21 protein-coding genes are annotated in these 21,819 nt (G+C 68.6%); 10 read left to right on the top strand and 11 right to left on the bottom strand.

What is annotated here, in order from left to right:
- Nucleotides 1-13 precede the first annotated feature (13 nt).
- From LBW94_RS29435 to LBW94_RS29415, 5 genes are all read right to left on the bottom strand, one after another.
- The gene (locus LBW94_RS29435) at nucleotides 14-805 is read right to left on the bottom strand and encodes a carbohydrate ABC transporter permease (protein ID WP_225058317.1); all 792 of its coding nucleotides are present in this window, start codon (nucleotides 803-805) and stop codon (nucleotides 14-16) included.
- Between the two features lie 77 nt (nucleotides 806-882).
- A complete protein-coding gene (locus LBW94_RS29430) occupies nucleotides 883-1,812 on the bottom strand; it encodes a carbohydrate ABC transporter permease (RefSeq protein WP_225058206.1) in 930 nt (309 codons plus the stop codon).
- A 186-nt stretch (nucleotides 1,813-1,998) separates the two neighbouring features.
- Entirely contained in the window at nucleotides 1,999-2,928 is a 930-nt protein-coding gene (locus LBW94_RS29425; RefSeq protein ID WP_225058207.1) for a L,D-transpeptidase, read from the bottom strand.
- Between the two features lie 300 nt (nucleotides 2,929-3,228).
- Nucleotides 3,229-4,551, bottom strand: coding sequence for a cytochrome P450 (locus LBW94_RS29420; protein ID WP_225058208.1), 1,323 nt, complete (start codon nucleotides 4,549-4,551; stop codon nucleotides 3,229-3,231).
- Between the two features lie 368 nt (nucleotides 4,552-4,919).
- Complete coding sequence (locus LBW94_RS29415) at nucleotides 4,920-5,591, bottom strand: S1 family peptidase (RefSeq protein WP_225058209.1); 672 nt, start codon at nucleotides 5,589-5,591, stop codon at nucleotides 4,920-4,922.
- A 554-nt stretch (nucleotides 5,592-6,145) separates the two neighbouring features.
- Between LBW94_RS29415 and LBW94_RS29410 the strand changes: the two genes are divergently transcribed.
- From LBW94_RS29410 to LBW94_RS29365, 10 genes are all read left to right on the top strand, one after another.
- Entirely contained in the window at nucleotides 6,146-6,964 is an 819-nt protein-coding gene (locus tag LBW94_RS29410; RefSeq protein WP_225058210.1) for an MlaE family ABC transporter permease, read from the top strand.
- Nucleotides 6,965-6,968: 4 nt separating this feature from the next.
- Nucleotides 6,969-7,832: an ABC transporter permease gene (locus LBW94_RS29405; protein WP_225058211.1), complete on the top strand. Its 864-nt coding sequence runs from the start codon at nucleotides 6,969-6,971 to the stop codon at nucleotides 7,830-7,832.
- 9 nt (nucleotides 7,833-7,841) lie between these two features.
- Nucleotides 7,842-9,338 carry an MlaD family protein gene (locus tag LBW94_RS29400; RefSeq protein ID WP_225058212.1) on the top strand — a complete coding sequence of 499 codons (1,497 nt, stop codon included), beginning with the start codon at nucleotides 7,842-7,844 and terminating at the stop codon, nucleotides 9,336-9,338.
- Nucleotides 9,335-10,378 (top strand): MCE family protein, encoded by a 1,044-nt coding sequence (locus LBW94_RS29395; RefSeq protein ID WP_225058213.1) that lies wholly within the window; start codon nucleotides 9,335-9,337, stop codon nucleotides 10,376-10,378. Before LBW94_RS29400 ends, LBW94_RS29395 begins: the two co-directional genes overlap by 4 nt.
- A complete protein-coding gene (locus LBW94_RS29390; protein WP_225058214.1) occupies nucleotides 10,375-11,385 on the top strand; it encodes an MCE family protein in 1,011 nt (336 codons plus the stop codon). Before LBW94_RS29395 ends, LBW94_RS29390 begins: the two co-directional genes overlap by 4 nt.
- On the top strand, nucleotides 11,382-12,488 hold the full coding sequence (locus tag LBW94_RS29385) for an MCE family protein (protein ID WP_225058215.1): 1,107 nt from the start codon (nucleotides 11,382-11,384) through the stop codon (nucleotides 12,486-12,488). The genes LBW94_RS29390 and LBW94_RS29385 overlap by 4 nt, the downstream gene beginning before the upstream one ends.
- The gene (locus LBW94_RS29380) at nucleotides 12,485-13,612 is read left to right on the top strand and encodes an MCE family protein (RefSeq protein WP_225058216.1); all 1,128 of its coding nucleotides are present in this window, start codon (nucleotides 12,485-12,487) and stop codon (nucleotides 13,610-13,612) included. The genes LBW94_RS29385 and LBW94_RS29380 overlap by 4 nt, the downstream gene beginning before the upstream one ends.
- Nucleotides 13,609-14,778 (top strand): MlaD family protein, encoded by a 1,170-nt coding sequence (locus LBW94_RS29375; RefSeq protein ID WP_225058217.1) that lies wholly within the window; start codon nucleotides 13,609-13,611, stop codon nucleotides 14,776-14,778. The genes LBW94_RS29380 and LBW94_RS29375 overlap by 4 nt, the downstream gene beginning before the upstream one ends.
- 140 nt (nucleotides 14,779-14,918) lie before the next feature.
- Nucleotides 14,919-15,779 carry a hypothetical protein gene (locus tag LBW94_RS29370; RefSeq protein WP_225058218.1) on the top strand — a complete coding sequence of 287 codons (861 nt, stop codon included), beginning with the start codon at nucleotides 14,919-14,921 and terminating at the stop codon, nucleotides 15,777-15,779.
- A gap of 50 nt (nucleotides 15,780-15,829) precedes the next feature.
- Nucleotides 15,830-16,474: a hypothetical protein gene (locus LBW94_RS29365; protein WP_225058219.1), complete on the top strand. Its 645-nt coding sequence runs from the start codon at nucleotides 15,830-15,832 to the stop codon at nucleotides 16,472-16,474.
- A gap of 80 nt (nucleotides 16,475-16,554) precedes the next feature.
- Here the strand turns inward: LBW94_RS29365 and LBW94_RS29360 are convergent, their stop codons facing one another.
- The 6 genes from LBW94_RS29360 to LBW94_RS29335 all read right to left on the bottom strand — a co-directional run bounded on the left by LBW94_RS29360 (nucleotide 16,555) and on the right by LBW94_RS29335 (nucleotide 21,765).
- Nucleotides 16,555-17,115: a ribonuclease H family protein gene (locus tag LBW94_RS29360; RefSeq protein WP_225058220.1), complete on the bottom strand. Its 561-nt coding sequence runs from the start codon at nucleotides 17,113-17,115 to the stop codon at nucleotides 16,555-16,557.
- Nucleotides 17,116-17,125: 10 nt separating this feature from the next.
- Entirely contained in the window at nucleotides 17,126-17,713 is a 588-nt protein-coding gene (locus tag LBW94_RS29355) for an SRPBCC family protein (RefSeq protein ID WP_225058221.1), read from the bottom strand.
- A gap of 463 nt (nucleotides 17,714-18,176) precedes the next feature.
- Nucleotides 18,177-18,962, bottom strand: a complete 786-nt coding sequence (locus tag LBW94_RS29350; RefSeq protein ID WP_225058318.1) for a TIGR03084 family metal-binding protein — start codon at nucleotides 18,960-18,962, stop codon at nucleotides 18,177-18,179.
- A gap of 286 nt (nucleotides 18,963-19,248) precedes the next feature.
- The gene (locus LBW94_RS29345; protein WP_225058222.1) at nucleotides 19,249-19,821 is read right to left on the bottom strand and encodes a TetR/AcrR family transcriptional regulator; all 573 of its coding nucleotides are present in this window, start codon (nucleotides 19,819-19,821) and stop codon (nucleotides 19,249-19,251) included.
- The gene (locus LBW94_RS29340; protein WP_225058223.1) at nucleotides 19,814-20,665 is read right to left on the bottom strand and encodes an alpha/beta fold hydrolase; all 852 of its coding nucleotides are present in this window, start codon (nucleotides 20,663-20,665) and stop codon (nucleotides 19,814-19,816) included. Before LBW94_RS29340 ends, LBW94_RS29345 begins: the two co-directional genes overlap by 8 nt.
- A gap of 110 nt (nucleotides 20,666-20,775) precedes the next feature.
- Complete coding sequence (locus tag LBW94_RS29335; protein ID WP_225058224.1) at nucleotides 20,776-21,765, bottom strand: NAD-dependent epimerase/dehydratase family protein; 990 nt, start codon at nucleotides 21,763-21,765, stop codon at nucleotides 20,776-20,778.
- Nucleotides 21,766-21,819 lie beyond the last annotated feature (54 nt).

The raw sequence follows: 21,819 nt of genomic DNA, 5'->3' as shown, positions 1-21,819 counted from the left end.
CTCCTTGGGGGGACTAACCTTTGACCGCACCGGAGGTGAGGCCCTTGATCATCTGGCGTTGCAGGATCAGGAACACCACGAGGATCGGCGCCATGGTGAGCAGGGTGCCCGCCATCACCGGCCCCCAGTTGGTGACACTCGGATTCTCGGTGTTCTGCAGCAGGGTCAGCCCGACCGGCAGCGGGGCCACCCGGGCGTCGTCGGACATCAGGAACGGCCACAGGTATTCGTTCCACTCGTTGACCAGCGTGACCACCGCGAACGCGACCATGGTCGGCCCGGACATGGGCAGCACCACCCGGGTCAGCAGCCGCCACCAGTTGGCGCTGTCCATCCGCGCCGCCTCGATCACCTCGGCGGGCAGCGACAGGAAGTGGTTGCGCATCAGGAAGGTGCCGAAGGCCACCCCGCACAGCGGCACGATGATGCCCTGATAGCTGTTGCGCCAGCCCCATTGGGCGACCAGCGCGTAGTTGGAGATCACGGTGATCTGGTTGGGCACCATCAGCGCCGCGATGATCACCAGGAACACCGCGGTCTTGCCCGGGAAGCGCAGGAACACCAGGCCGTAGGCGCTGAGGATGCCGAGCACGAACTTCACCGCCGCGATGATCGCGGTGATGATCAGCGAGTTGCGCAGGAACTGCCAGAACGGCAGCGTGGTCGTCGCCTCGTGGTAGTTGCCCGGATGCCAGCTGTGCGGCCACCAGACCGCCGGCTGGGTGTAGATGTCGGGCCGGCCCTTGAACGAGGTGATCAGCACCCAGAACAGCGGCACTCCCACGATGATCAGCACGCAGACCATGGCGGCGTAACCGAAGACGGTGGCCGCGCGCTGCCGCCGCCGATACGCGGCGCCCGCCCCGACATCCGCTGCCTCGCTCACCGCTCACCCCGATCCATGACCCGGACCTGCAACAGGGTGACGATCAGCAGCACCACGAACATGATGGTGGCCACCGTCGCGCCGTAACCGGCCCGGAAGTTGACGAAGGATTCCCGATAGACCTGGTAGATCATCGTGGTGGTGCCGGTGCCCAGCGGCCCGCCGCGGGTCATCACGTTCACGATGTCGAAGACCTGCAACGAGTTCAGCAGCACGGTGATCGACAGGAAGAAGGTCGTCGGCCGCAGCTGCGGCAGCAGCACCCGGGAGAAGGTGGTCCAGCGGCTCGCGCCGTCGATCTCGGCGGCCTCCATCAGTTCGCGCCGGACCCCTTGCAGCGCGGCCAGATAGATCACGAAGCTGTAGCCGAGGTTCTTCCAGATGTAGGTCACCGTGATCATCACCATCGCCCAGTGCGGATCCTGATAGAAGTCCGGCACGTGGTGAACGCCGATGCGGTGCAACAGATCCTGCACCAGGCCGAAGCTGGGATCGAAGATGAACTGGAAGATGATGCCGATGGCGGCGCCGGAGATCACGAACGGCGCGAAGACGATCGAGCGGACCACGTTGCGGCCGAACAGTTTCCGATCCAGCAGCAGCGCCAGCGCCAGGCCGAGCAGCATACTGCCGGCCACGGCGGCGACGGTGAACACCACCGTGTTGGTGACGATCTGCCAGGAGTCGTTGCGTCCCCACCACTCCCGGTAGTTGGCGAATCCGATGTAGTGCGCCAGCGGATCGGAGATGTTCCAGTCGGTGAACGACAGCCGGATGTCGTCCACCAGTGGGCGATAGACGAATATCCCCAGCAACGCCAGATTCGGCAGCACCAGCACGAGGAACAGCCCGTAGTCGGTCCACGGGCGCCCGCGTAGTCCCCGAACGCGATGCTGGGGTAGAACTCGTTCGGGACGGGTGCGCACTGCGGCAGCCTGCCCGGTTCCGGCAAATGACCGGGAAATCCGAGATGCCGATCCTGTGAACGGTCCGTGTGCTCCAGGATCGGTCCCGCGGGGCGCGCTATCGGGCGTACCGGACATGGGCGAATCCTAGGGCCGGCCCGGGCATCCGGCGCGCTTTCGGTGCGGCCGTGCCCGGTTACGCCAGGTTCAGTTCCAGTCGCTCATACCGTCGCCGGTGAAGGTGCCGGTGGAGTTCTGCACCACGACCGGATCGCCCTTCTGCGAATTCTCGAAGAACCACTGGGCGTCGGCGGTGCTCACGTTCAGGCAGCCGTGGCTGGCGTCGGACACGCCCTGCTGGGCCACCGACCACGGGGCGGCGTGCACGAAGATGCCGTTGCTGGACAGCCGGGTCGCCCATTCGACCTCGACCTTGTAGCCCTCCGGCGAATCGACCGGGACCCCGTAGGTGGAGGAGTCCATGATCATCTTCCGGTTCTTCTCACCGACGTAGTAGATGCCGTTCGGCGTCTCGTGCTTGACCTTGCCCATCGAGGTGGGCATGGTCTTGATCACCTCGCCGTTGCGGGTGATCGTGATGGTGTGGGTGGCGTCGTCGGCGGTGGTGATCACCTCGTCGCCGATCCGGTACGCGACCTTGGTGCCGCCGGCCTCCACGGTGACGTCGGAGTTGGCCGGCCAGAAGTCCTCCGGCCGCCAGCGCACCTGCTTGTCGCCCTCCCAGTAGAAATGCCCGTGGGTGGCGTTGCTGGAGGTGATCCGGATGGCCTTCTCGGCCGCGTCGTGGTCGGCGACCGGATCCTTGAAGTTGATGATGATCGGCTGTGCCACGCCGACGACGTCACCGTCGCCGGGGCTGACTCCGGGTGCCGCGAAGTTGGCCTGCGGCAGCGCCGGCGGATTCTTCAGCGGCGCGGCGCCGTTCTCCGGCGGCGGGGCCTGCACCGCGGCGGGGGCGCCCGGAATGTCGGGACCGCCGGGCCACAGCGGGGCGGCGACGCCCGGTCCGGCGAACACGGCGCCGGCGGCCGTCACGGTCAGCGCCAGCACCCCGATCCTGGTCGTCGTGCTCGTCGCCTTGTTCCGCGCGGATTGCCGACCGGTGTTGATGCGCACAGCCCTAACAGTCCTCTCGTACTTCCGCCCCGTTCGATTCCGATATTCAGAACGGCGCGTATTCGTTTGCGGCAAGTCCCCGACGCCGGGTCCATTAGTACATCGCCGGTCGGCCTGCGCCAATCGCGTTCTCGCGGTGATGAAAACAGTCTTCGTGGTACGCGGCGAGTCACAAGGACGCCAGCGGTCCATCGGGGAACGGTGAATGCGGTGTTCGCATCGGCGAGTCGGGATGCGCCGCGACTTGGCCGTTTGCCGCGAGGCCGCCGGAACCAATGCCAGCAATCGTGATGCAAATCACTAGTTTCGAACATTTGCTATGACGTCGAAGGTCATTCCGCGCTGCGGGCCGGTGGCGATGTTGTGTGGCACCGCGCGCGGGATCCGGCTGCGACGGTAGCGCGCGGTCGGCGCCAGCTCCACCCGATCCAGCACGGTCGCCAGCACGATTCGCAACTCGTACTCGGCCAGCGAGGCGCCCAGGCAGCGCCGGTGCCCGCCGCCGTAGGGAGCGTATTCGAACGGCGTGTAGCGGCGGTTCAGGAACCGTTCCGGCCGGAACTCGGCGGCATCCGGGAAGGTGCCGGGATCGGAGTGCAGCAGCGACACCACGATGCCCATGGTGTCCCCCGGGACCAGGCCCACCCCGCACAGCGTGAACGGCCCGACCAAACGCCGCAGCACGATCGGCACCGGCGGATGCATCCGCAGCGTCTCCTTGCACACCGCGTCCAGATACGGCAGCCGGGACAGGTCGTCGGGTTCGGCCCCGGCGGCCGCGGCCAGTTCGGAGCGCAGCCGGCGCAGCGTCTCCGGTTGCCGATACAACCAGTACAGCGCCCAGACCAGACTGGTGGCGGTCGTCTCGTGCCCGGCGACCAGGAAGGTGCGCAACTGCTCGCGCAACTCGTCGACGGACATCTCGCCGCCGTCGGCGTAGCGGGCGCGCAGCAGCACGCCCAGGATGTCGGTGGTGTCGGCGGTCTCGCCGCGCCGGCGCTCGATATCGGCGGTGATGAGCGCGTCCAGCCGGGACCGCGCCGCGACGAAGCGATCCCAGGGGGCCCGCCCGAACGCGCCGTGCCGCAACGCCGGCACCAGCAGCAGCGGCCCGCTGAAGGCGGTCAGGTAGGCGACCACCTCCTTGGTGTACTCCGCGCGCCGCCGCGGATCCGACAGTCCGAACACCGCCTGCAGGATCACCCGCAGCGTGATGGCCCGCGCCGCCGACCGCAGATCGACCCGGACCCCGGGCCGCCACGGCACCCCGGTGCGCACGCCGTCCATCTCGGCGCGGGCGGCATCGCGAATCGCGTTGGCGTAGGCCGCGATCGCGCTGCCGTGGAAGGCGGGGGCGAGGATCTCGCGGGTGCGGCGGTGGTGTTCGTCCCGGGCCAGGATCACCGAGGCGCCGCCGACCAGCGGTTCGATCGGATTGGGCCGCGGCGGGACCAGCAGCGAGACCGGCGCGCGCAGCAATTCCTTTGCGCCGTCCGGAGTTCCGGTGAACAGCACCCGGCCGAAACCGGGGAAGCGGACGGCGAACGGATCACCGTCGTGGGCCCGCCGCCAGCGGAAGTAGCGGTCGAAATCGGCCCCGGCCACCACCGAGTGCAGGGCCATTCCCCGCGGTATCCGGAGCTGTCGCAGCTGCTGCGGTCGCGGGCCGTCCGGGTGTGGGGCCACGGCCGGGGCGCCGGGGTCACGCCGGCCCGTTGTCTGCGGACCGGCGCCGGGTTTCGTCGCGGCGTCGCCGTGATCGGACGGCGCAGCCGGGTCCGGTGTCCGGGGCAGGGCAGGGGAACCCCCGGACTTGCGTTCCGTTGCCGTCGCCGGCCTCTGATCACGCATGGTGTGGACACGAAGCGGCGGGGGTGCCGGGTTCGATTCCGGGGGCGATATCGGACCACTTGTCATGAAAACGAGACCTCCCCACCGCAACGGGGCGGCGGGGAGGTCTCGTGGTGCGGTGCGGCGGTGCCGCGGCTGGATCAGATCGGGGAGTACCCGGCCCCGATGCCGCCGCGCGCGTTGAGATCGTTGAAGATCGCGGTGGTGTTGGTGCCCACCTCGGGGCCGAAGCAGGCCATCGCGAGATAGGCGTTCACCATGCCCACCAGGGTGGTGCCGACCACCACGGGTGCGCCGGAATCGCCTTCCACGACGCACATCTGGGTCCAGGTCTCGTCGGTCTGGAAGATGTCGCCCCAGGCGATGCCGCAGGTGTTGCCGGTGGTGCGGCCCTCCTTGCAGACGACCGCCGGGAACTGCGCGGGCGCGCCCAGACCGGTGATGGTCACGTTGCCGACCCGGTTGACCGGCGTGATGCGGTCCGGATCGAACTGGATGACCGCATAGTCGAGATCGTGGTTGGAGTAGACGAACTTGCCGATCACTCCGGCGCCGCGGGCCTGCTCGGCCCAGACCTGCGCACCGGCGTCGCCGCAGTGCCCGGCGGTCAGTCCGACCAGCCGGCCGGTGTGGTCGTGGCCGATGGTGGTGACCGTGCACTCGAACTGGTTGTCGATGATGATCCCGGAACCTCCGCCGATCACCGGCCCGCCCGGATCAGCGTGCGCCACACCGGGTCCCGTCCCGAGCAGCGCCGCACCCAGAGCGGCGGCGCAGGCGGTTCGCACCACCCTGGCGAGTTTTGTCAACATGTCCCTCCAGCTGTCGGAAGCCGCACGATACCAACCATGTACTACTACATCCTGTCAGCATTCGCGCCCGGACACGGCGCGCCCGGCCGTGCGGTTCGCAGGTTCGATGCGGACAATCGGGATGTCACGCCGCCCCCGAATGCTGTCCGTTTTTTCCGGTTGTCACGGCGCGTCGCACAGACGCCGTAAAGCGGCCGGGGGATGTCACCCGGATAGTGTCGGTCACGGCGGACGGCGCCGGTGGATTTTCGATGAATTTATTCCTCGAAATTGAGTGCCGGGGTCGGATTCATTACTTCCGGACGTTCCGAATAATCCCCATTGCGAAGCCGTTCCATTGTGAACATCGACAGCCCGATGTCACCTATCACAGCGGGTCAAATGGGGTGATCCGGATCTATGTCGGGAGACACACTTTTCGGTGTGTTTCTCCTAACTCCGTAGTAAGGTGCCGTGAGCAACAAGTCGTCGGGGCAGGCAACCGACGTCGAGAGGGGTAGCCGGTGCAGTTCGCCAACAGTCCGGGTGGGACGAGCAGTCCCGCGACGACCAGAATGAGTGGAGCCGTCGACTGGACGCGGGCCTACTGGCAGGACCACCCGAAACGGTCGTTCGAAACCTTCGGCCGCCAGATCACCATGGGCATGCAGGCCGTCGCCGAGTTGTTCGTCTCGATCGTGCGGGGCCGCTTCCCCTTCGCCGAGTTCGTCCGCCAGTGCGCGTTCATGGCCAGCGTCGCCGCCGCGCCGACACTGCTGGTGGCCATCCCGATCGGTGTCATCGTGTCCATCCAGGTCGGATCGGTGGCCGGGCAGGTGGGTGCGACGTCGTTCATCGGTGCGGCCAACGGGCTGGGCATCATTCAGCAGGGCGCGCCGCTGGTCACCTCGCTGATGATCGCGGGCGCGGTCGGTTCGGCCATCACCGCCGACCTCGGCAGCCGCACCATCCGCGAGGAGATCGACGCGATGAAGGTGATGGGCGTCGACCCGCTGCGGCGGCTGGTCGCCCCGCGGCTGGGCGCGGCCATGCTGGTGTCGGTGTTGCTCTGCGGCTTCGTGGTTTTCGTCGGCTTCCTCACCGGCTACGTGTTCAACATCTTCGCCCAGAACGGCACCCCCGGTTCCTACGTGGGCACCTTCTCCTCCTTCGCGGTCACCGCGGATCTGCTTGTCGCGCTGGCCAAATCGCTGATCTTCGGCCTGCTCGCGGCGATCATCGCCTGTGACTCGGGGCTGAACACCCGCGGCGGTCCCGGCGGCGTGGCCAACTCGGTCAACACCGCGGTGGTGCTGTCGGCGGTGATGCTGTTCGGCGTCAATCTCATTGCCACACAGATCTACAACAGCTTGTTCCCCCCACAGATGGTGTGATCCGGTGTCGTCGACCTATGTGCCGCCTCTGCTGCGGCCCCTCGAGCGGTTCCGGGCGACCGCCACGGCGCCCCGGGACTGGCTGGCCCGCATCGGCCACCAGGTGTACTTCTTCCTGCGTTCGATCGGCTCGATGCCGATGGCGTTCAAGCAGTATCCGAAGGAGATCTGGCGGCTGCTGTCCGATGTCACCTGGGGCAACGGCAATCTCATCGTCGGCGGCGGCACCATCGGCATCGTGCTGATCCTGTCCGCGTTCGGTGGGATGACCGTCGGCATCCAGGGCTACAACTCGCTGAACCTGCTGGGGCTCAGCCCGATCACCGGTGCCATCTCCGCCTTCGCCACCACCCGCGAGCTGGGTCCGATGCTCGCCACGCTGGCCTTCGCGGCGCAGGCGGGCTGCCGGTTCACCGCGCAGCTGGGCGCCATGCGCATCTCCGAGGAGATCGACGCGCTGGAGTCGGTGGCCATCCGGCCGCTGCCGTATCTGGTGAGCACCCGGATGATCGCCGCGATGATCGCGATCATCCCGCTGTACTGCCTGGCGCTGCCGTTCGCCTACCTGTCCTGTGCGGCCACGGTCTCGCTGATCGGCGGCACCGCCACCGGCACCTTCCAGCACTACTTCTACCAGTTCCTGATTCCGCAGGACGTGCTCTGGTCGCTGCTGAAAGCCCTGGTGTTCGTGGCGATCACGACGTTCATCCAGTGCTACTACGGCTTCTTCGCCTCCGGCGGCCCGGAGGGCGTGGGCGTCGCGGCCGGCCGGGCGATCAAGTTCTGCATCATCGCGGTGGTCTTCGCCGATCTGTTCATCACGCTGGCGGTCTGGGGCGTCAACCCCGGGATCAGGATCTCGGGATAGGCGGCGGGCATGATCATCGATCCGAGCGGCCGCGGCCCGACCATTCGCCAGTTGCTCCTCGCCGGGGTGGCCGGCCTGGCGGTGTTCGCGGTGATCCTGGGTTTCCTGCTGGCCCGCTACAAGGGCTGGGTGATGCATCCCGCGGTGGACGTCACCGCCGAACTCACCACCACCGGTGACGGCCTGCCCGAGAACGCCGACGTGAAGTTCCGCGGCGTGCTGGTGGGCGCGGTGAAGGACGTCTCGGTCGCCGCGAAAGGCGAACTGCAACAGGTGCACATCGAGATGCGCCCGGAATATGTCGACGGCGTGCCCGCCAACGTGACCGCCCGGGTGGTGCCGAGCAACCTGTTCGCCGTCACCTCGGTCGAACTGGTCTACAACGGCCCCGACGGCGAGCACCTGCGCGCGGGGTCGCAGATCGGCGAGGACCACAGCGAGGGCACGATCGCGTTGCAGGACACCCTGACCACGGTCCGCAACATCCTCGACAAGATCGACCCGATCAAATTCGGCCGCTCGCTGACCACCCTGACCTACGCCCTGGACGGCAACGGCCGCCCGCCCGGTTCCACCGTGCAGCGCCTGGACGACTGGCTGGTGCAGGCCCGCGCCGCGGTGCCCGACGAGGCCGCGCTGTTCGACGATCTCTCCGGATCGCTGCGCGCGCTGAACACCTCGGCCCCGGACCTGATGGACGTGCTGGCCGGTTCGGTGCGGACGGCGCAGACCATCGCCGACAAGCGCGGCCAGCTGGTCGCGCTGATCACCGGCGCGAGCGGCACCGCCGACTCGGTGAACGCGCTGTTCGCCGCGAATCCCGATGTGGGCAAGCAGATCACGGCCGGTATCGGCGACATGTTCGGCGCGCTGGCCGCGGATCCGAGCGCGATCACCGGCACCATCGTCAACCTGAACCGGTCCACCCGGCAGTTGCAGACGGTCTTCAGCTGGGGACCGCAGCATCAGATGGTGTGGAACGCCGGGGTGACCTTCACACCCTGGGATCCGTACACGGTGGCCGACTGCCCCCACTACGGCGACCTCGCCGGACCGAGCTGCGCCACCGCCCCGGCGGTCGCCGATCCCGGCTACCTGCCCGACGCGCTGAAGCCGCGGGCGCTGGACGCGGCCAAGGGCCTGCCGCCGGTGGTGCCGATTCCGGGGCTGCCCGACATCCTGACCGCCGGACCCCGGCCCGCCGCCCCGGCCGCCGGTGCGGTGGCGCCGAATCCGCTCGCGGGCACCCCGCTGGCGGGCCTGCTCGCCGGGCTGCCCGGCATGGCGCCCGTCCCGGCGCCCGCGCCGCAGCCGCCGGCCGCCGCACCCGACCCGGATCCGGCCGGGCCGCCACCGGCGGCGCACGCCGGAGCGATCTCCTACACCGGCGACGCGGCCCTGGAACGCCTGCTCGGCCGCCGCCCGACCGCGGTCGAATATCTGCTGCTGCGGTCGAGCCTGGAGGGCGGGCAGTTGCGAGTCACCGAGGGCGGTACCGATCGATGAGTATTCGCAAACCGCTGATCGGGTTCGGCCTGTTCGCGATCGTCTCGGTCCTGGTCATCGCCGTGGTGTGGAACACCTTGGCGCGCAGCGTCTCCGGGGCCACCAGCAGCTACAGCGCCACCTTCACCGACGTGCTCGGGTTGCGGGTGAACGACGACGTGCGGATGGCCGGGGTGCGGGTCGGCAAGGTCGAGAAGATCGAGCTCGGCCACGACGCGAAGGCCGGGCGCACCGTCGCCAAGGTCACCTTCGTGGTGCAGCGCGACCAGACGCTGTACGGCACGACGAAAGCCCTGGTGCGGTACCAGAATCTGATCGGTCAGCGGTATCTGGCGCTGGATCCGGGCGACAAGGGCCCGGCCACGCCGCTGCACGACAAGGGCAGCATCCCGATCGACCACACCGAGCCGTCGTTCGACATCTCCGGTCTGCTCAACGGATTCCAGCCGCTGTTCCAGGTGCTGAATCCACAGCAGGTCAACGACCTGTCCACCACGCTGATCCAGGCGTTGCAGGGCGACGGGGTCTCGTTGAGCGCCTTCATCACCCAGGCGGCCGCGCTGGCGACCGACTTCCAGCGCCGCGACGCCATCCTGACCGATGTGATCACCAACCTCTCCGGCGTGATGGCGGGCCTGGCCAAGCGGGGTGACGAACTGGAGACCCTGGTGACCCAGACCCGGGCGCTGATCGGCGGGCTGTACGAACAGGGTCAGTCGTTGCAGCAGTCGACCGTGCAGATCGCCGACGCCACCGGCGCGCTGGTGACGATGGTGGGCGGCATCCGGTCCAAGCTGGCCGACACCCAGAACGCCACCACCGACGCGCTGACCCTGTTGCTGGCCAACGGCGCCAAACTCGATCAGGCCGCGATCGACCTGCCGTCGATCCTGTCGGACGCCGGGCGCTTCACCTCCGAGGGCGCCTACGCCAACGCCTACATCTGCCGCCTGGACGTCTCGCTCTACGGGGTGTTGTTCCCGCGCGGGCTGTTCTCGCAGATCGGCGGCACCTCCCAGTCGGCGGTGTGCCGGCCATGACCACGAGCTTCGGGACACGGATGCGCAGGCGTTTCGACAACAACCGGTTCTTCTGGCTGGGCATGGGCGGTGCGCTGCTGATCGTCGTCCTGCTGATCGTCTCGACCTCCTGGAGTCGGCTCGGCATCGGAAACCAGCAGGTGTACGCCGAATTCGCGCAGACCGCGGGCGTGCGCACCGGCGACAAGGTGAACGTCGCGGGCGTGCCGGTGGGCAGTGTGAGCGCCGCGCAACTGGAGGGCGACCACGTGCTGCTCACCCTCCGGGTGAACGACGACGTGAAGCTCGGCGACGACGCGCACGCCACCATCAAGCTGGCCACGCTGCTCGGCGCCCACTACATCGATCTCGATCCCGGCGACGGCAAAGGTCTGAAGGGACATCGGATCCCGAAGAACAACACCTCCGTGCCGTACAACCTGGCCGATGTCATCCAGGAGGGCACCCCGCGCTTCGAGGCGCTGGACACCGCCAAACTGGCCGAATCGTTGAACGTGATCAACCAGCAGCTCGGCGGCAACGCGCAGCTGACCGCCCAGTCGCTGGACAGCATCGGCGCGCTGGCCAAGACCATCGACACCCGCAAGGAGCAGGTGGACGGCCTGCTGAAGGATCTGGACACGGTCACCAAGATCCTCGGCGACAACCGCAACAGCGTGCTGCTGGTGATCACCCAGGGCGAGGCCATCGCGAACCGGGTGATGCAGCGGCAGGGCCTGCTGCGGCAGCTGCTGGACAACATCGCCGCGCTGACCAAGCAGTTGCAGGCGATCGGCGCCGAGAACGACAACCAGCTCGGCAGCACCCTGGACCAGCTGAACACGATGGCCACCGGCCTGCAGAAGAACAAGGACAACCTGGACCGGCTGCTGTCGACCATGCCGCCGACGGTCCGGTATCTGGACAACGCCTTCGGCAACGGCAATTACGGCGAGGTCGGCCTGCCGTGGTTGTTCCCGGACAACTGGTTGTGTTTCGCGCGGGTAGCGGAGGGGTGTCAGGGATGACGGTGCGGAGACTGTTCGCGATCCGGTCGCTACGCGTGGCGCTGCTCGCGCTGACCGCGGTGCTGGCCGGAAGTTGTTCGCTGCTACCGGGTTCGGTGCGCGACGCGGTGGGCGGGACCACCCACCTGACCGCCGATTTCCGCAACATCGCGGGCATGTTCGAGGGCAATCCGGTGACGGTGCTGGGCCTCGAGGTCGGCAAGGTGGACAAGATCATCCCGCAGGGTGAATACGTCGAGGTGCACCTCAGCGTGAACTCGGACGTGAAGCTGCCGAAGAATGTGACGGCGGCGCTCATCTCGCCCTCGATCGTCACCGACCGGCACATCGAGCTGAGCCCGCGCTGGACCGGCGGCCCGACCCTGCCGGACAACGCGCATCTCACCGTCGAGCAGACCCGCACCCCGGTGGAACTCGACACCCTGTTGCAGACCATCGACCAGTTCGCGGCGGCGCTGAAACCGCAACCGGGACAGGAGGGTATCGGCCCGCTGTCCGGCCGGGTGCTTTATCCGATGTTCAACGGCAACGGCGAGAAGATGCGCGACACCCTGAACGCGCTGTCCGATGCGCTGAAACTCGGCGTCGACAACAAGGACGCGATCTCCACCATCATCGTCAAGCTCAACGACCTGACCACGATGCTGGCCGAGAACGACCAATCCGTCCGCGATTTCAGCGATCGCACCACCCGGATGACCGGACTGCTGGCCGATCAGGCGCCGGGCCTGCAGGCGACACTGCAACAGCTCAGCGGATTCCTGGCCAACACCAGTACCACGCTGTCGCAGCATCAGGAGCAACTGGCCGACACCCTGGGCCGGCTGACCGCGGTGACCCAGCAACTGCGCGACAACGCCCGCGGCGTCACCGAGGTGGTGGACGTGACGCCGATGCTGTTCCAGAACATGGACCGCTCGATGAACCGGCAGTACGGCTACATCCGCCTGCACGCCCTGCTCGGCACCGACCTGTCCGGTGAGGTGGTGAGCCTGTTCTGCGAGCGCATCCAGATGCGGGCCGACGGCTGCCGCACCGGCCGGATCGAGGATTTCGGCCCCGACTTCGGACTGTCCGCCGCGCTGTTGGAGATGACCAAATGACTCAGCGAAACAGCCGGTGGCAGCGGCGCATCGGGTCGCGCGGCGCCGGGCGCGCGATGGTCGCGCTGGCCGTCACCGCCGCCGTGGGCGCGGCCACCGGCTGCGGCCTGACCGTCGAGAACGTGCCGCTGCCCAAACCCGGCCAGTCCGGCGAGACCTACACGATACGAGCGTATTTCGCCAACGCGCTGAACCTGCCGGACCAGGCCAAGGTGAAGATCGGCGGCTCCGACGTCGGCGTGGTCTCGCACATCGAGACCAAGAATTTCCAGGCCGTCGTCGATCTGCGGATCCGCAAGGACATCGAACTGCCCAAGGGCAGTACGGCGGAACTGCGCCAGGCCACCCCGCTCGGCGACGTGTTCGTCGCGGTGTCCAAGCCACAGGTCGCGCCGGGTACGCCGATGCTGCACAACGGTGACTCGCTGCCCATCGAGCAGACCGCGGCGGGCGCCACCGTCGAGGAACTGCTGATGTCGGTCTCGATGCTGTTCAACGGCGGTGGTATCGCGGCCATCGGAAAGCTCACCTCGGAACTGGACTCCGCGGTCGGCGGCCGCGCCGATCAGCTCGGCGACCTGCTGAAGCAGCTGACCACGGTGACCACCAACCTGAATGCCAACTCGCAGCGGGTCGACGACGTGCTGGCCGGCTTCCACACCCTGGCCGGCACCCTCCAGGCCCATCACGACGAACTCGGCCAGGTCGCGAGCTCGCTGCCGCAGATGATCGGCGCGATCGCGGAGAACGACCGGAATCTCGGCGAACTGCTCACCAAGCTGTCCAGCAGCAGCGCCGCGCTCGGTGACTACGCGAACACCTCCGGCGACCAACTCGCCGGACTGCTCGACAGCACCACCCGGCTGATGGGCGCGCTGGCGGCCACCGGCGACAACTTCGGCGCCCTGATGGATTCGCTGCACCAATTGCGCCCCGGCGTGGACGCCACCTTCAAGGGTGACAGCCTCGCCGCGCAGGTCAACGTGACCAATCTCGACGCCGCCCTGCTCACCGCGCCCGGCACCAGCAAGTTCTGGGACCTGCGCGACCTGCAGGACTTCGCGGGCAGCCTGGTCCAGGTGTTGCAGATCGTGCAGGGCCGAGTGAACGGGGCGCATCGATGAGCTGGTTCGGGCGGCACAAGATCCTGGTCGCCAACCTGGGCCTGGCGGTGGCGCTGCTGGTCGGCGGGTCCTATCTGCTGGTCCGGGTGGTGCGGCTGAATCCGTTGCAGTCCGACTACACCGTGACGGTGAACCTCGACCGCTCCGGCGGCCTGCAACCGGGCAACGACGTGACCCTGCGCGGCTACCGCATCGGCAAGGTGGATTCGGTGCGGCTGACCGACAACGGCGCCGGCGTCGCCGCGCAGGCGCGCATCGACAGCCGGTACAAGATCTCGCGCGACACCAAGATCTCGGTGCAGGCGCTGTCCGGGGCGGGCGAGCAGTACATCGACTTCCGGCCGAACTCCGGCAACGGCCCGTTCCTGACCGACGGTTCGGTGGTGCGGTTCGATCCGGAGAAGGTCAGCACGCCTACGCCGGTGTGGTCGGTGCTGGATAATTCCAGCGCGCTGATCGCCCAGATCGATCCGGACAAGTTCGGCACGATCCTCAACGAGCTCGACACCGCGCTCAGCGGCGGCCCGAACCAGTTGCGCAATCTGATCGACGGCATCGCGATCGCCGGCTCCGGGCTCGACAAACTGCTGCCGCAGACCACCAACCTGCTGGCGAATCTGCGCACGATCTCCGAGACCACCTCGCACGCGCAGCCGGATCTGGAGACCCTGACCCGGAATTCGGCGACCCTGTTCGACCAGTTCAACAACGCCAACGACGAACTGCAACAGGTGCTGGACCAGTCCCCGCGGCAGTTGCAGGCGCTGGGCGCGGTGCTGGACCGCAACGCGGATCCGATCACCCGGCTGGCCGCCAACTTCTCGGCGATCACCCGGGCCGCGCAGTTGCGCATGCCCGCGCTGCGCGCGCTGTTCCCGTCGCTGGAGCTCGGTGCCGACGCGCTGGGAGTTCCGGCGCACGACAACGAATTCCACACGGTTCTCGACATCTGGTCGCGGCCGTTCTGCCAGTATCCGACCGCGCCGCTGTCGCCGCAGGTGGTCGGCGACGGCACCATGCCGAAGTGGAACTACTGTGACAACCCGCCGCCGGGTCAGCAGATCCGCGGCTCGGTCAACGCGCCGCGACCCGACGTGCCGAACAACGGCGCGCACCTGCCACCCGGTGCGGATCCGAACGAGCGAACCCTGCCCCCGGTGCGGTGACGAATACCGCGGCCGGCTCGGACCTCCGGGCGACCGGGCATACTCGCTGTCGACAGCTGTGCCGGCGCGGTACCTGCGCGGGTGCCCGAACCCGACGACACGATGCATCCCGGTGCATCGGAAAGGTGTGAACGGTACTCATGTCCACGGATGACGCCGACGAGAAGGACACCACCGCCGCGCCCGAACCGGTGGCGGGGACAGCCGAATCCGCGACGACGGCCGCCGAGGCGACCGCGCCGGAGGCGAAGTCCGCGGACGACGACGCGGCGACGGTGACATCCGCGGCGCGGGAATCCGATTCCGCCGAGGCCGCGAAACCCGATTCCGGCGCGGCGGTGGCCGAGGCAACCGGGACCGAGGCAACCGGGACCGAGACCGCCGCTGCGACGATCGGCGCTGCCGATGCCGATGCGGCGGTGCGCGATCCGGCGAGCGACGACACCGCCACGGTGAAAGCGATTGCCGATGGCGATGATCCGGCCCCGAGTCGCGGGCGCCGCCGCCTGCTCGCCGCGGTCCTCGCCGCCGTGGTCCTGATCGCGGCCGTGGTGACCGTCGGCCTGCTCTACCGCCAGGCCCAGCACCGTCAGGACCGCTTGGACGACCGCGCCGCGGCGACCCGCGCGGCCTGCGACTTCGGCCACGCCTTCGCCACGTTCAGCGCCGACCGGATCGACGACTACCTGAAACTGGTCTCCGATTCGTCGACCGGCGACTGGAAGAAGCAGATCGACGACACCAGCGCCCAGGTGAAGAAGGCCGTCCTCGACAAGAAGGTCAACTCGACCGCCGGTGACGTCCAGTGCGGCATCGAAGCCGGTTCGGACCACGATGCCCACGTGCTGCTGCTGATCAACCAGAGCTTCTCCAGCGCCGCGACTCCGGACGCACCCCCGAACACCATCACCGCGGCGGCCACCGTCGAGATGCAGAAGGTCAGCGGGAAATGGCTGGTGGCGAAGTTCGACACGCCGGCCCTGGCCCCGCCGGGCAAGTGATCGCCGCGATGCCCAGGGACGAAGACGCCGACGAGAGGGATGGAACCGACATGTCGAACGACCGGAACCGCGTGCGGGGTTCGTTACCGCTGATCGGCGCCTTCCTCGCCGGAGTGATCCTGGTGGCACTGGTGGCCGCGGGCGTGGCCTTCTACCAGCAGGCCAGGCACCGCGGCGATCAGCTGACCGCTCAGGATCGGGCCGCGGCCGCCGCCTGCCGGTTCGCCCACGACACCAATACCTACGACTACACCGGCAATCTCGACGAATTCCTGGACCGGATGAAGCGCGAGGCCACCGACACGGTCACCAAACCGCTCGCCGACACCTGGCAGCCGATGCGGCAGTTGCTGACCCAGGCCCAGGTGAAGGCGTCGGTCCAGGACGCGTCCTGTGGTTTCCAGTCCGGTGACGCCGACAGCGCGAAGATTCTGGTCACCCTGAGCCTGCTGAAGACCAATTCGGTCACCCCGACCCCGAAGCGGCAGGACATCGCCGTCGTCGCGGGCATGATCAAGCAGGGCGACACCTGGCTGGTCGACAAGTGGGATCTGGCGATGCTGGCCCCGGGCCCGGACCAGTCCGGCGCCGATCAGCCCGCCCCGGGTGGTGCCGTCCCGCCGGGCGGCCCGCAGCCAGGTGATCAGCAACCGCAGGGCACGCAGCCGGTTCCCGGCGCCACGCCCGGACGCTGATCAATTGCCGGAACAGCCGGAGGACAATCGATCCGATACCGCGGCAATCGAATTCCTGGCTCGGAGAATTTACCTGATGTTCAGAACAGGGTCAGCGTGTCGGGCGCCTCGGCGCGATGCCGCCCGGATTTCTGCGGTGCGGTGGCCGGCGGCAGCGGCTCGTCGGTGATCGCCGGGATCTCCGCGGTCTGCGCCTCGGCGACGGCGGTGCTCGCCGCGATCTGCCGGGCGGCCGCATTGGCCAGGGCGTCGGCCTGTTCGTTGAAGTAGTTGCCGACATGGCCGCGGACCCAGCGGAATCGCACCGGGCCGGGCCGGGTGGAGATCGCCTGGTCGATCTGCTGGACCAGCTCGGCATTCTTGACCGGCGCCCCGGTGGACGTCCGCCAGCCGTTGACCCGCCAGCTGGAGATCCATTCCGACGCGCATTTGATGGCGTACAGCGAATCGCTCTCGATGAGCAGCGGCTCCGAGCCCGGATGGGCCAGGATCGCCTCCAGAACGGCCCGTAGTTCGGCGATCTGGTTGGTGCCCGTCGGGCCGCCCCCGCTCGCCGACGTGCCTTGATGATTGACCCACGCCCAGCCGATGGCGCCCCCGGGATTGCGGAGGCACGAACCGTCGGTGCTCACGATGATCATGACCGGTACCCTACGCAATCCTGCCGACGAGATCGGTGCCGTGGAATCCTTCTATCTCCCTGCGCAATTGAGATTTGCTGCGACGGACCGCCGAATCCACGGCTGCGGCGACCATGGTGGCGCCCAGGCGGCCTGGCAAACTTCTGGCATCGTTGTACTCGACCTCCGAGGTGAGGACCGAGCGGCCGTATCCGAGCGGGTCGAAACGCAGCGTGAGCGTGCCCAGTGCGGGCTGCTGCGCGACGTCCGCGGACGGCGTGACATCCGGGATCGGATCCGGCTCCGTGGCCGCGCCGCCGTCCGGCCCGACCGGATCGGGGTGCGCAGGCGCCGTCTTCCTCTGCCGTCGCCTGCGCACCGTATATCCGATCACCGCGTTGCGGCGGTACTCCGTGATCTCGCATTCGACCGTGGGATGCCACAGGCCGAGCTGGAGTGCGGCGGCATAGCGGGCGCCCGGTCCGTTCTCGAGCTCACCGAGAGGTTCGAAGGCGGCGACGCCGAACAGCCAATCCGGCACGAACAGATGGTTGTCCGTGTAGGTGAACGCTACTTCGACCGGCGCACCGACATCGCTGGCGTACTTGATGTGGCCCATAGGCATACTCCCCTGCTCCACCGCTGCGCATAAAATTACTACAGAAATCCTATTTATTGGACGATATCCGGATACGGGTTGAAGCTTGCACACCGGGGCATCGGATGCGTCCGAACAGGGCGAATGTGCCGGGCCGGTCGGTTTCCACGACCGCTGGGGGTTGGTCTCCGGAGGCCGCGGGCGGCCGTCTTCCTCGGCTGCCGCCGGTCGGTCGCCAGCGGCCGCGGCCGGTGTCCCCATGTTTCCGGCAGAGGGCATCCGGGTAAACCACCAGAGCTGGCGAGCGTTCGCCGAGACTGCCATCCAAGACCCCCGGCCAAAGTCGTCCGGTCAGGCGCTGGGCGCGAACGTGGCGGCGGGCGCTCGCCCGCACCCGGCCGCGGTGCCGGACGACGAGGTCCGCGCCGTGGTTCCTCCGGGTGAACGATGGGCCGAGTGGCGACCCGGATCGGGTGGCGGCGGGTCAGGCGAACCGGCCCGCCGCACGCCCTGCTCCGGGTGGTCCGGCGAAGGCCTGGGCGATGGTCAGCCAGTCGGCGGCCGCCGAGCCCTGCGTGCGCAGCGCCAGATCGTCACGATGACGCCGCTGGGTCACCAGCAGGCAGAAATCCAGTGCGGGCCCGGTCACGCGCTGCGTCGCGGATTCCGGCCCCCAGGCCCAGACGCTCTCGTCCGGCGCGGTGAGCTCGACCCGGAATTCCCCGTTCGGCACCGGGCGGCCGTGCACGACATAGGCGAAATCCCGGGTCCGCACCCCGATATGGGCGATGTGCCGCAGCCGTGCGGTCGCCGTGCGGGTGATGTGCAAGGCGTCGGCCACGTCCTGGCCGTGTGCCCAGATTTCCATGAGGCGGGCGGTGGCCATCGAGGCGGCGCTCATCGGTGGTCCGAGCCACGGCAGTTTGGTCCCGGCCGGTACCGCCCGCAGTGCCACGGCCAGGGCGTCGCGGCCGCGCCGCCAGCGGTCCGGCAGGTCCGGCGCTCCGGCGAATTCGGCGGCCGCCTCATCGACGAAGGTGAGCGCGCGCGGTTCGGCGGCGCGGACCAGCTCCGCGAAACGCTCCGCGTCGGTGGCGGCCAGAGTGGCGGTCTCGTCGGTCCAGGCGAGATGGCCGATCTGGTGGGCGATGGTCCAGCCCGGCGCGGGGGTCGGCGTCGCCCACTGCGCGGGCGACAGCGGGCTCACCATCCGGTCCAGATCCGCGCTCTCCGCGGCGAGATCGCCGAGCAGGGCCTCGAGGTCGGCCATGAAATACCCTCCGACGTGCGGAAACCGTGCCTCCGCAAGGTAGGCGCCGGTGGGAGCCGCCGCTCCCGCGACCAGCATCGCAGACGCCTCCCGAAAAATGCAAGCACGCCTGCTTGTATTCGGTCGTGGTCTCACGGCCGCAGCACGAGCCGAATCGGGTCGCCCTGCTTGGTTTCCAGCGCATGCACCGCCTGCTCCACCTCCGCCAGCGGCAGCACGCCGAAGCGCCGGATACCGTCGCCGTCGCGGCGGTACGACAGGAATCCACCCTCGCGGGGTGCGTGAGTCAGGGGGCCGCGATCTGGCCGAGACCACGATCCAGGAACCGGATCATCCACTCGAAGCTCTGGTCGGCGTCCCCGCTCCACTGGAATCCGTCGGCGGCGCTGAGGGTGGCGAAGCCGTGGAAGGCGCAGCGCAGCGTGCGCAGGGCGTGCACCATCGCGTCGTCGCCGATGCCGTAGCCGCGCAGCACCGCCTCCATGGATTCCAGCACCCGGCCGCTGCTGCGCAGCAGCGGATCGTCCGGCCCGCTGAAACGCGCGCCGACGGTGGCCGTGTAGCGACCCGGGTGGGCCACGACGTAGTCGCGGAAGGCCGTGGCGAAGGCGGCGAGTGCGGCGCTGCCGGACTTGCCGTGCATGGCGTCGCGCACCCGCTGGTCGAGTTCGGTCATGGCGAGGGTGGCGATGCGGTGTTGCAGATCGGCCAGCCCGTCGATGTGCTTGTACAGCGAGGGGGTGCGGACACCCAGCCGTTCGGCGAGCGCGCCCAGGGCCAGGTTGCCGAATCCGTGGTCGTCGGCGAGCGTGGCGCCCGCCGCGACGACATCGGGGGTGCTGAGCCCGGCCCTAGGCACCCGCGTACTCCTTCAGGAAGGGCAGGATCAGTGCGGCGGTCTGCTCGGCGGCCTCGGCGTGCGGGTAGTGCCCCGCGCCCTCGACCAGGGCCAGGCTGCCCAGCCCCGCGGGCAGCGCGGCCACCACGGCCCGGCCCTCGGCCGCCGGATCCGGGAAGTCCGGGTCGGCGGTACCCATCACGATCAGCGCCGGCCGGGTGACGTTCGGCAACTGGGCGGCGGCGTCCGCCGGGGTGGACCGGCCGGTCTTCATGAATTCGGCCATCCGTCCCGGCTCCCGCAGCTTCGCGGCGAGTTCGGCCATGGACCGATCGTAATCGCCGGGCTTGGTCGGATACGCCACGTTCAGGTAGCTCAGCCACACCCCGAGGCTCTTGAAGATCATGGTCCCCATCAGCCGGATTCCCCCGCGGCGGTAGCGCGGCACGGTGAACAGCGCGCCCACATCGAACTTCTGCTCCAGCGTGAACGGGTTGATCTCCACGATGGCCCGGACCGCCGCCGGATCCGTCGCCGCGGCGACGGTGGCGGCCCCGCCGGACAGCGAATGCCCCACGATCACCGCGGGCCCGCCCAACTGCCGGATCACCGCCAGCAGGTCGTTCGCCACGTCGGTGCGGCTGATGGCCTCCTTGCCGGTGACCGACGCCCAGCCCATGCTCGACTCGCCGTGCCCCCGCATATCCACGCTGACCACCCGGTAACCCTGCGCGGCCAGCAGCGGCGCCAGATGCCGGAACGCCTGCCGCCGGTCCCCCATCCCGTGCGAGAGCAGCACCAGCGGTCCGTCGCCGATCGCGTCGTAGGCGATCCGGCCACCCTCGATGTCCAGGTACTCGGTCATTGTCACCACTCCTCCGGGAAGCTAACTGTGATAGTCATAAAGCTAATTGAATTAGCTTCAGTCGTCAAGAGCTCCGCCGCCACCGGTTCCCACCTGGGACTTTCGCCGCGCTACTCCGCCGCCCGGCGCGTGTAGACGCCGGTCGGGACGCGGTGATAGCCCTTCGCCCCGACCGCGGTGGCGAGCGGGCTGCGCGGCGGCCCACCGGCCCGCACCAACTCGACGACGGCCCGGAAGTCGTAGCGCGGCGTCCAGTCCAGGGCCGTGCGGGCCCGCTCGTTGACGTAGACCCGATCCAGCGCCGGGAACATCCGCCACCCCCACCGCCGATAGTCGGCGGCGATATCGGGGAACACCCGCGCCAGCACCGCGGGCGCGTCCACGGCCAGCTCACCGAGATCGTCCGGGGTGAACGGCGTGGTCGCACCGATGATGAAGCGGCCGAACCCGATTCGCGGCGCCCGCTCGACGGCTCGCAGACAGGCGTCCACCACGTCCGCGAGATCGACTCGGCGATAGAGGAATTCGTTGACCTTCAGATTGGCGTCGGAGTACACCGCCCGCACCTCGTCCCGATCGTCGGGCTCCGGGAAGAACCGGGCGGCGCGCAACACGACCACGGGCAGTCCGAGCTCCCGTGCGGCGAGTTCGGCGAGATCCTCCGCCGCGACCTTGGTGGCGCCGTAGATGTTGCGCACCACCGGGTGCACCGCCTCGGTGATCCAGGCCGTGGGCGCACCGGCCGGCGGGGTCAGCGCCCGGCCGAACGCGCTGGTGCTGCTGGTGAACACGACCCCCGCCACCCCGGCCGCCGCCGCCTCCTCGAATACCGTCAGCGATCCGGTCACATTGGTGTCGACGAAGTCCTGCCGCGGGTGCGACCCGACATGCGGTTTGTGCAGCGTGGCGGTGTGCAGCACCCGGGTCACCCCGTCGAGCGCGCGCCGCACGGTCTCCCGGTCGGCGACCGACCCGACGATCGTGGTGAACGGCGACGCCAGCGTGTCCAGCCCGACGACCTCGCTCCCGCGTTCCCGCAAGGTGCGGACCAGCGCCTCGCCGAGATGTCCCGAACTGCCGGTGACCAGAAATCGTTCCATGAGTCCTGATCGAACCGCCGCCGTGATCCGGCGGCAACCGAATAACGAGCCGAA

Origin of the sequence: Nocardia sp. alder85J (assembly GCF_020176955.2) — a bacterium.
Taxonomy (GTDB): domain Bacteria; phylum Actinomycetota; class Actinomycetes; order Mycobacteriales; family Mycobacteriaceae; genus Nocardia.
Note: the sequence above shows the minus strand (reverse complement) of the source record. Positions and strands in the feature narration are given on the sequence as shown.

Bases quoted from the DNA above. Each gene is read 5' to 3' on its own strand.
- LBW94_RS29415 (WP_225058209.1), bottom strand. From the start codon at position 5,591: ATGTTGACAAAACTCGCCAGGGTGGTGCGAACCGCCTGCGCCGCCGCT.
- LBW94_RS29360 (WP_225058220.1), bottom strand. From the start codon at position 17,115: ATGATCATCGTGAGCACCGACGGTTCGTGCCTCCGCAATCCCGGGGGC.
- LBW94_RS29410 (WP_225058210.1), top strand. From the start codon at position 6,146: ATGAGTGGAGCCGTCGACTGGACGCGGGCCTACTGGCAGGACCACCCG.
- LBW94_RS29395 (WP_225058213.1), top strand. From the start codon at position 9,335: ATGAGTATTCGCAAACCGCTGATCGGGTTCGGCCTGTTCGCGATCGTC.
- LBW94_RS29350 (WP_225058318.1), bottom strand. From the start codon at position 18,962: ATGGCCGACCTCGAGGCCCTGCTCGGCGATCTCGCCGCGGAGAGCGCG.
- LBW94_RS29375 (WP_225058217.1), top strand. From the start codon at position 13,609: ATGAGCTGGTTCGGGCGGCACAAGATCCTGGTCGCCAACCTGGGCCTG.
- LBW94_RS29380 (WP_225058216.1), top strand. From the start codon at position 12,485: ATGACTCAGCGAAACAGCCGGTGGCAGCGGCGCATCGGGTCGCGCGGC.
- LBW94_RS29340 (WP_225058223.1), bottom strand. From the start codon at position 20,665: ATGACCGAGTACCTGGACATCGAGGGTGGCCGGATCGCCTACGACGCG.
- LBW94_RS29390 (WP_225058214.1), top strand. From the start codon at position 10,375: ATGACCACGAGCTTCGGGACACGGATGCGCAGGCGTTTCGACAACAAC.
- LBW94_RS29335 (WP_225058224.1), bottom strand. From the start codon at position 21,765: ATGGAACGATTTCTGGTCACCGGCAGTTCGGGACATCTCGGCGAGGCG.
- LBW94_RS29385 (WP_225058215.1), top strand. From the start codon at position 11,382: ATGACGGTGCGGAGACTGTTCGCGATCCGGTCGCTACGCGTGGCGCTG.
- LBW94_RS29355 (WP_225058221.1), bottom strand. From the start codon at position 17,713: ATGGGCCACATCAAGTACGCCAGCGATGTCGGTGCGCCGGTCGAAGTA.
- LBW94_RS29365 (WP_225058219.1), top strand. From the start codon at position 15,830: ATGTCGAACGACCGGAACCGCGTGCGGGGTTCGTTACCGCTGATCGGC.
- LBW94_RS29420 (WP_225058208.1), bottom strand. From the start codon at position 4,551: ATGGCCCTGCACTCGGTGGTGGCCGGGGCCGATTTCGACCGCTACTTC.
- LBW94_RS29400 (WP_225058212.1), top strand. From the start codon at position 7,842: ATGATCATCGATCCGAGCGGCCGCGGCCCGACCATTCGCCAGTTGCTC.
- LBW94_RS29435 (WP_225058317.1), bottom strand. From the start codon at position 805: ATGGTCTGCGTGCTGATCATCGTGGGAGTGCCGCTGTTCTGGGTGCTG.
- LBW94_RS29370 (WP_225058218.1), top strand. From the start codon at position 14,919: ATGTCCACGGATGACGCCGACGAGAAGGACACCACCGCCGCGCCCGAA.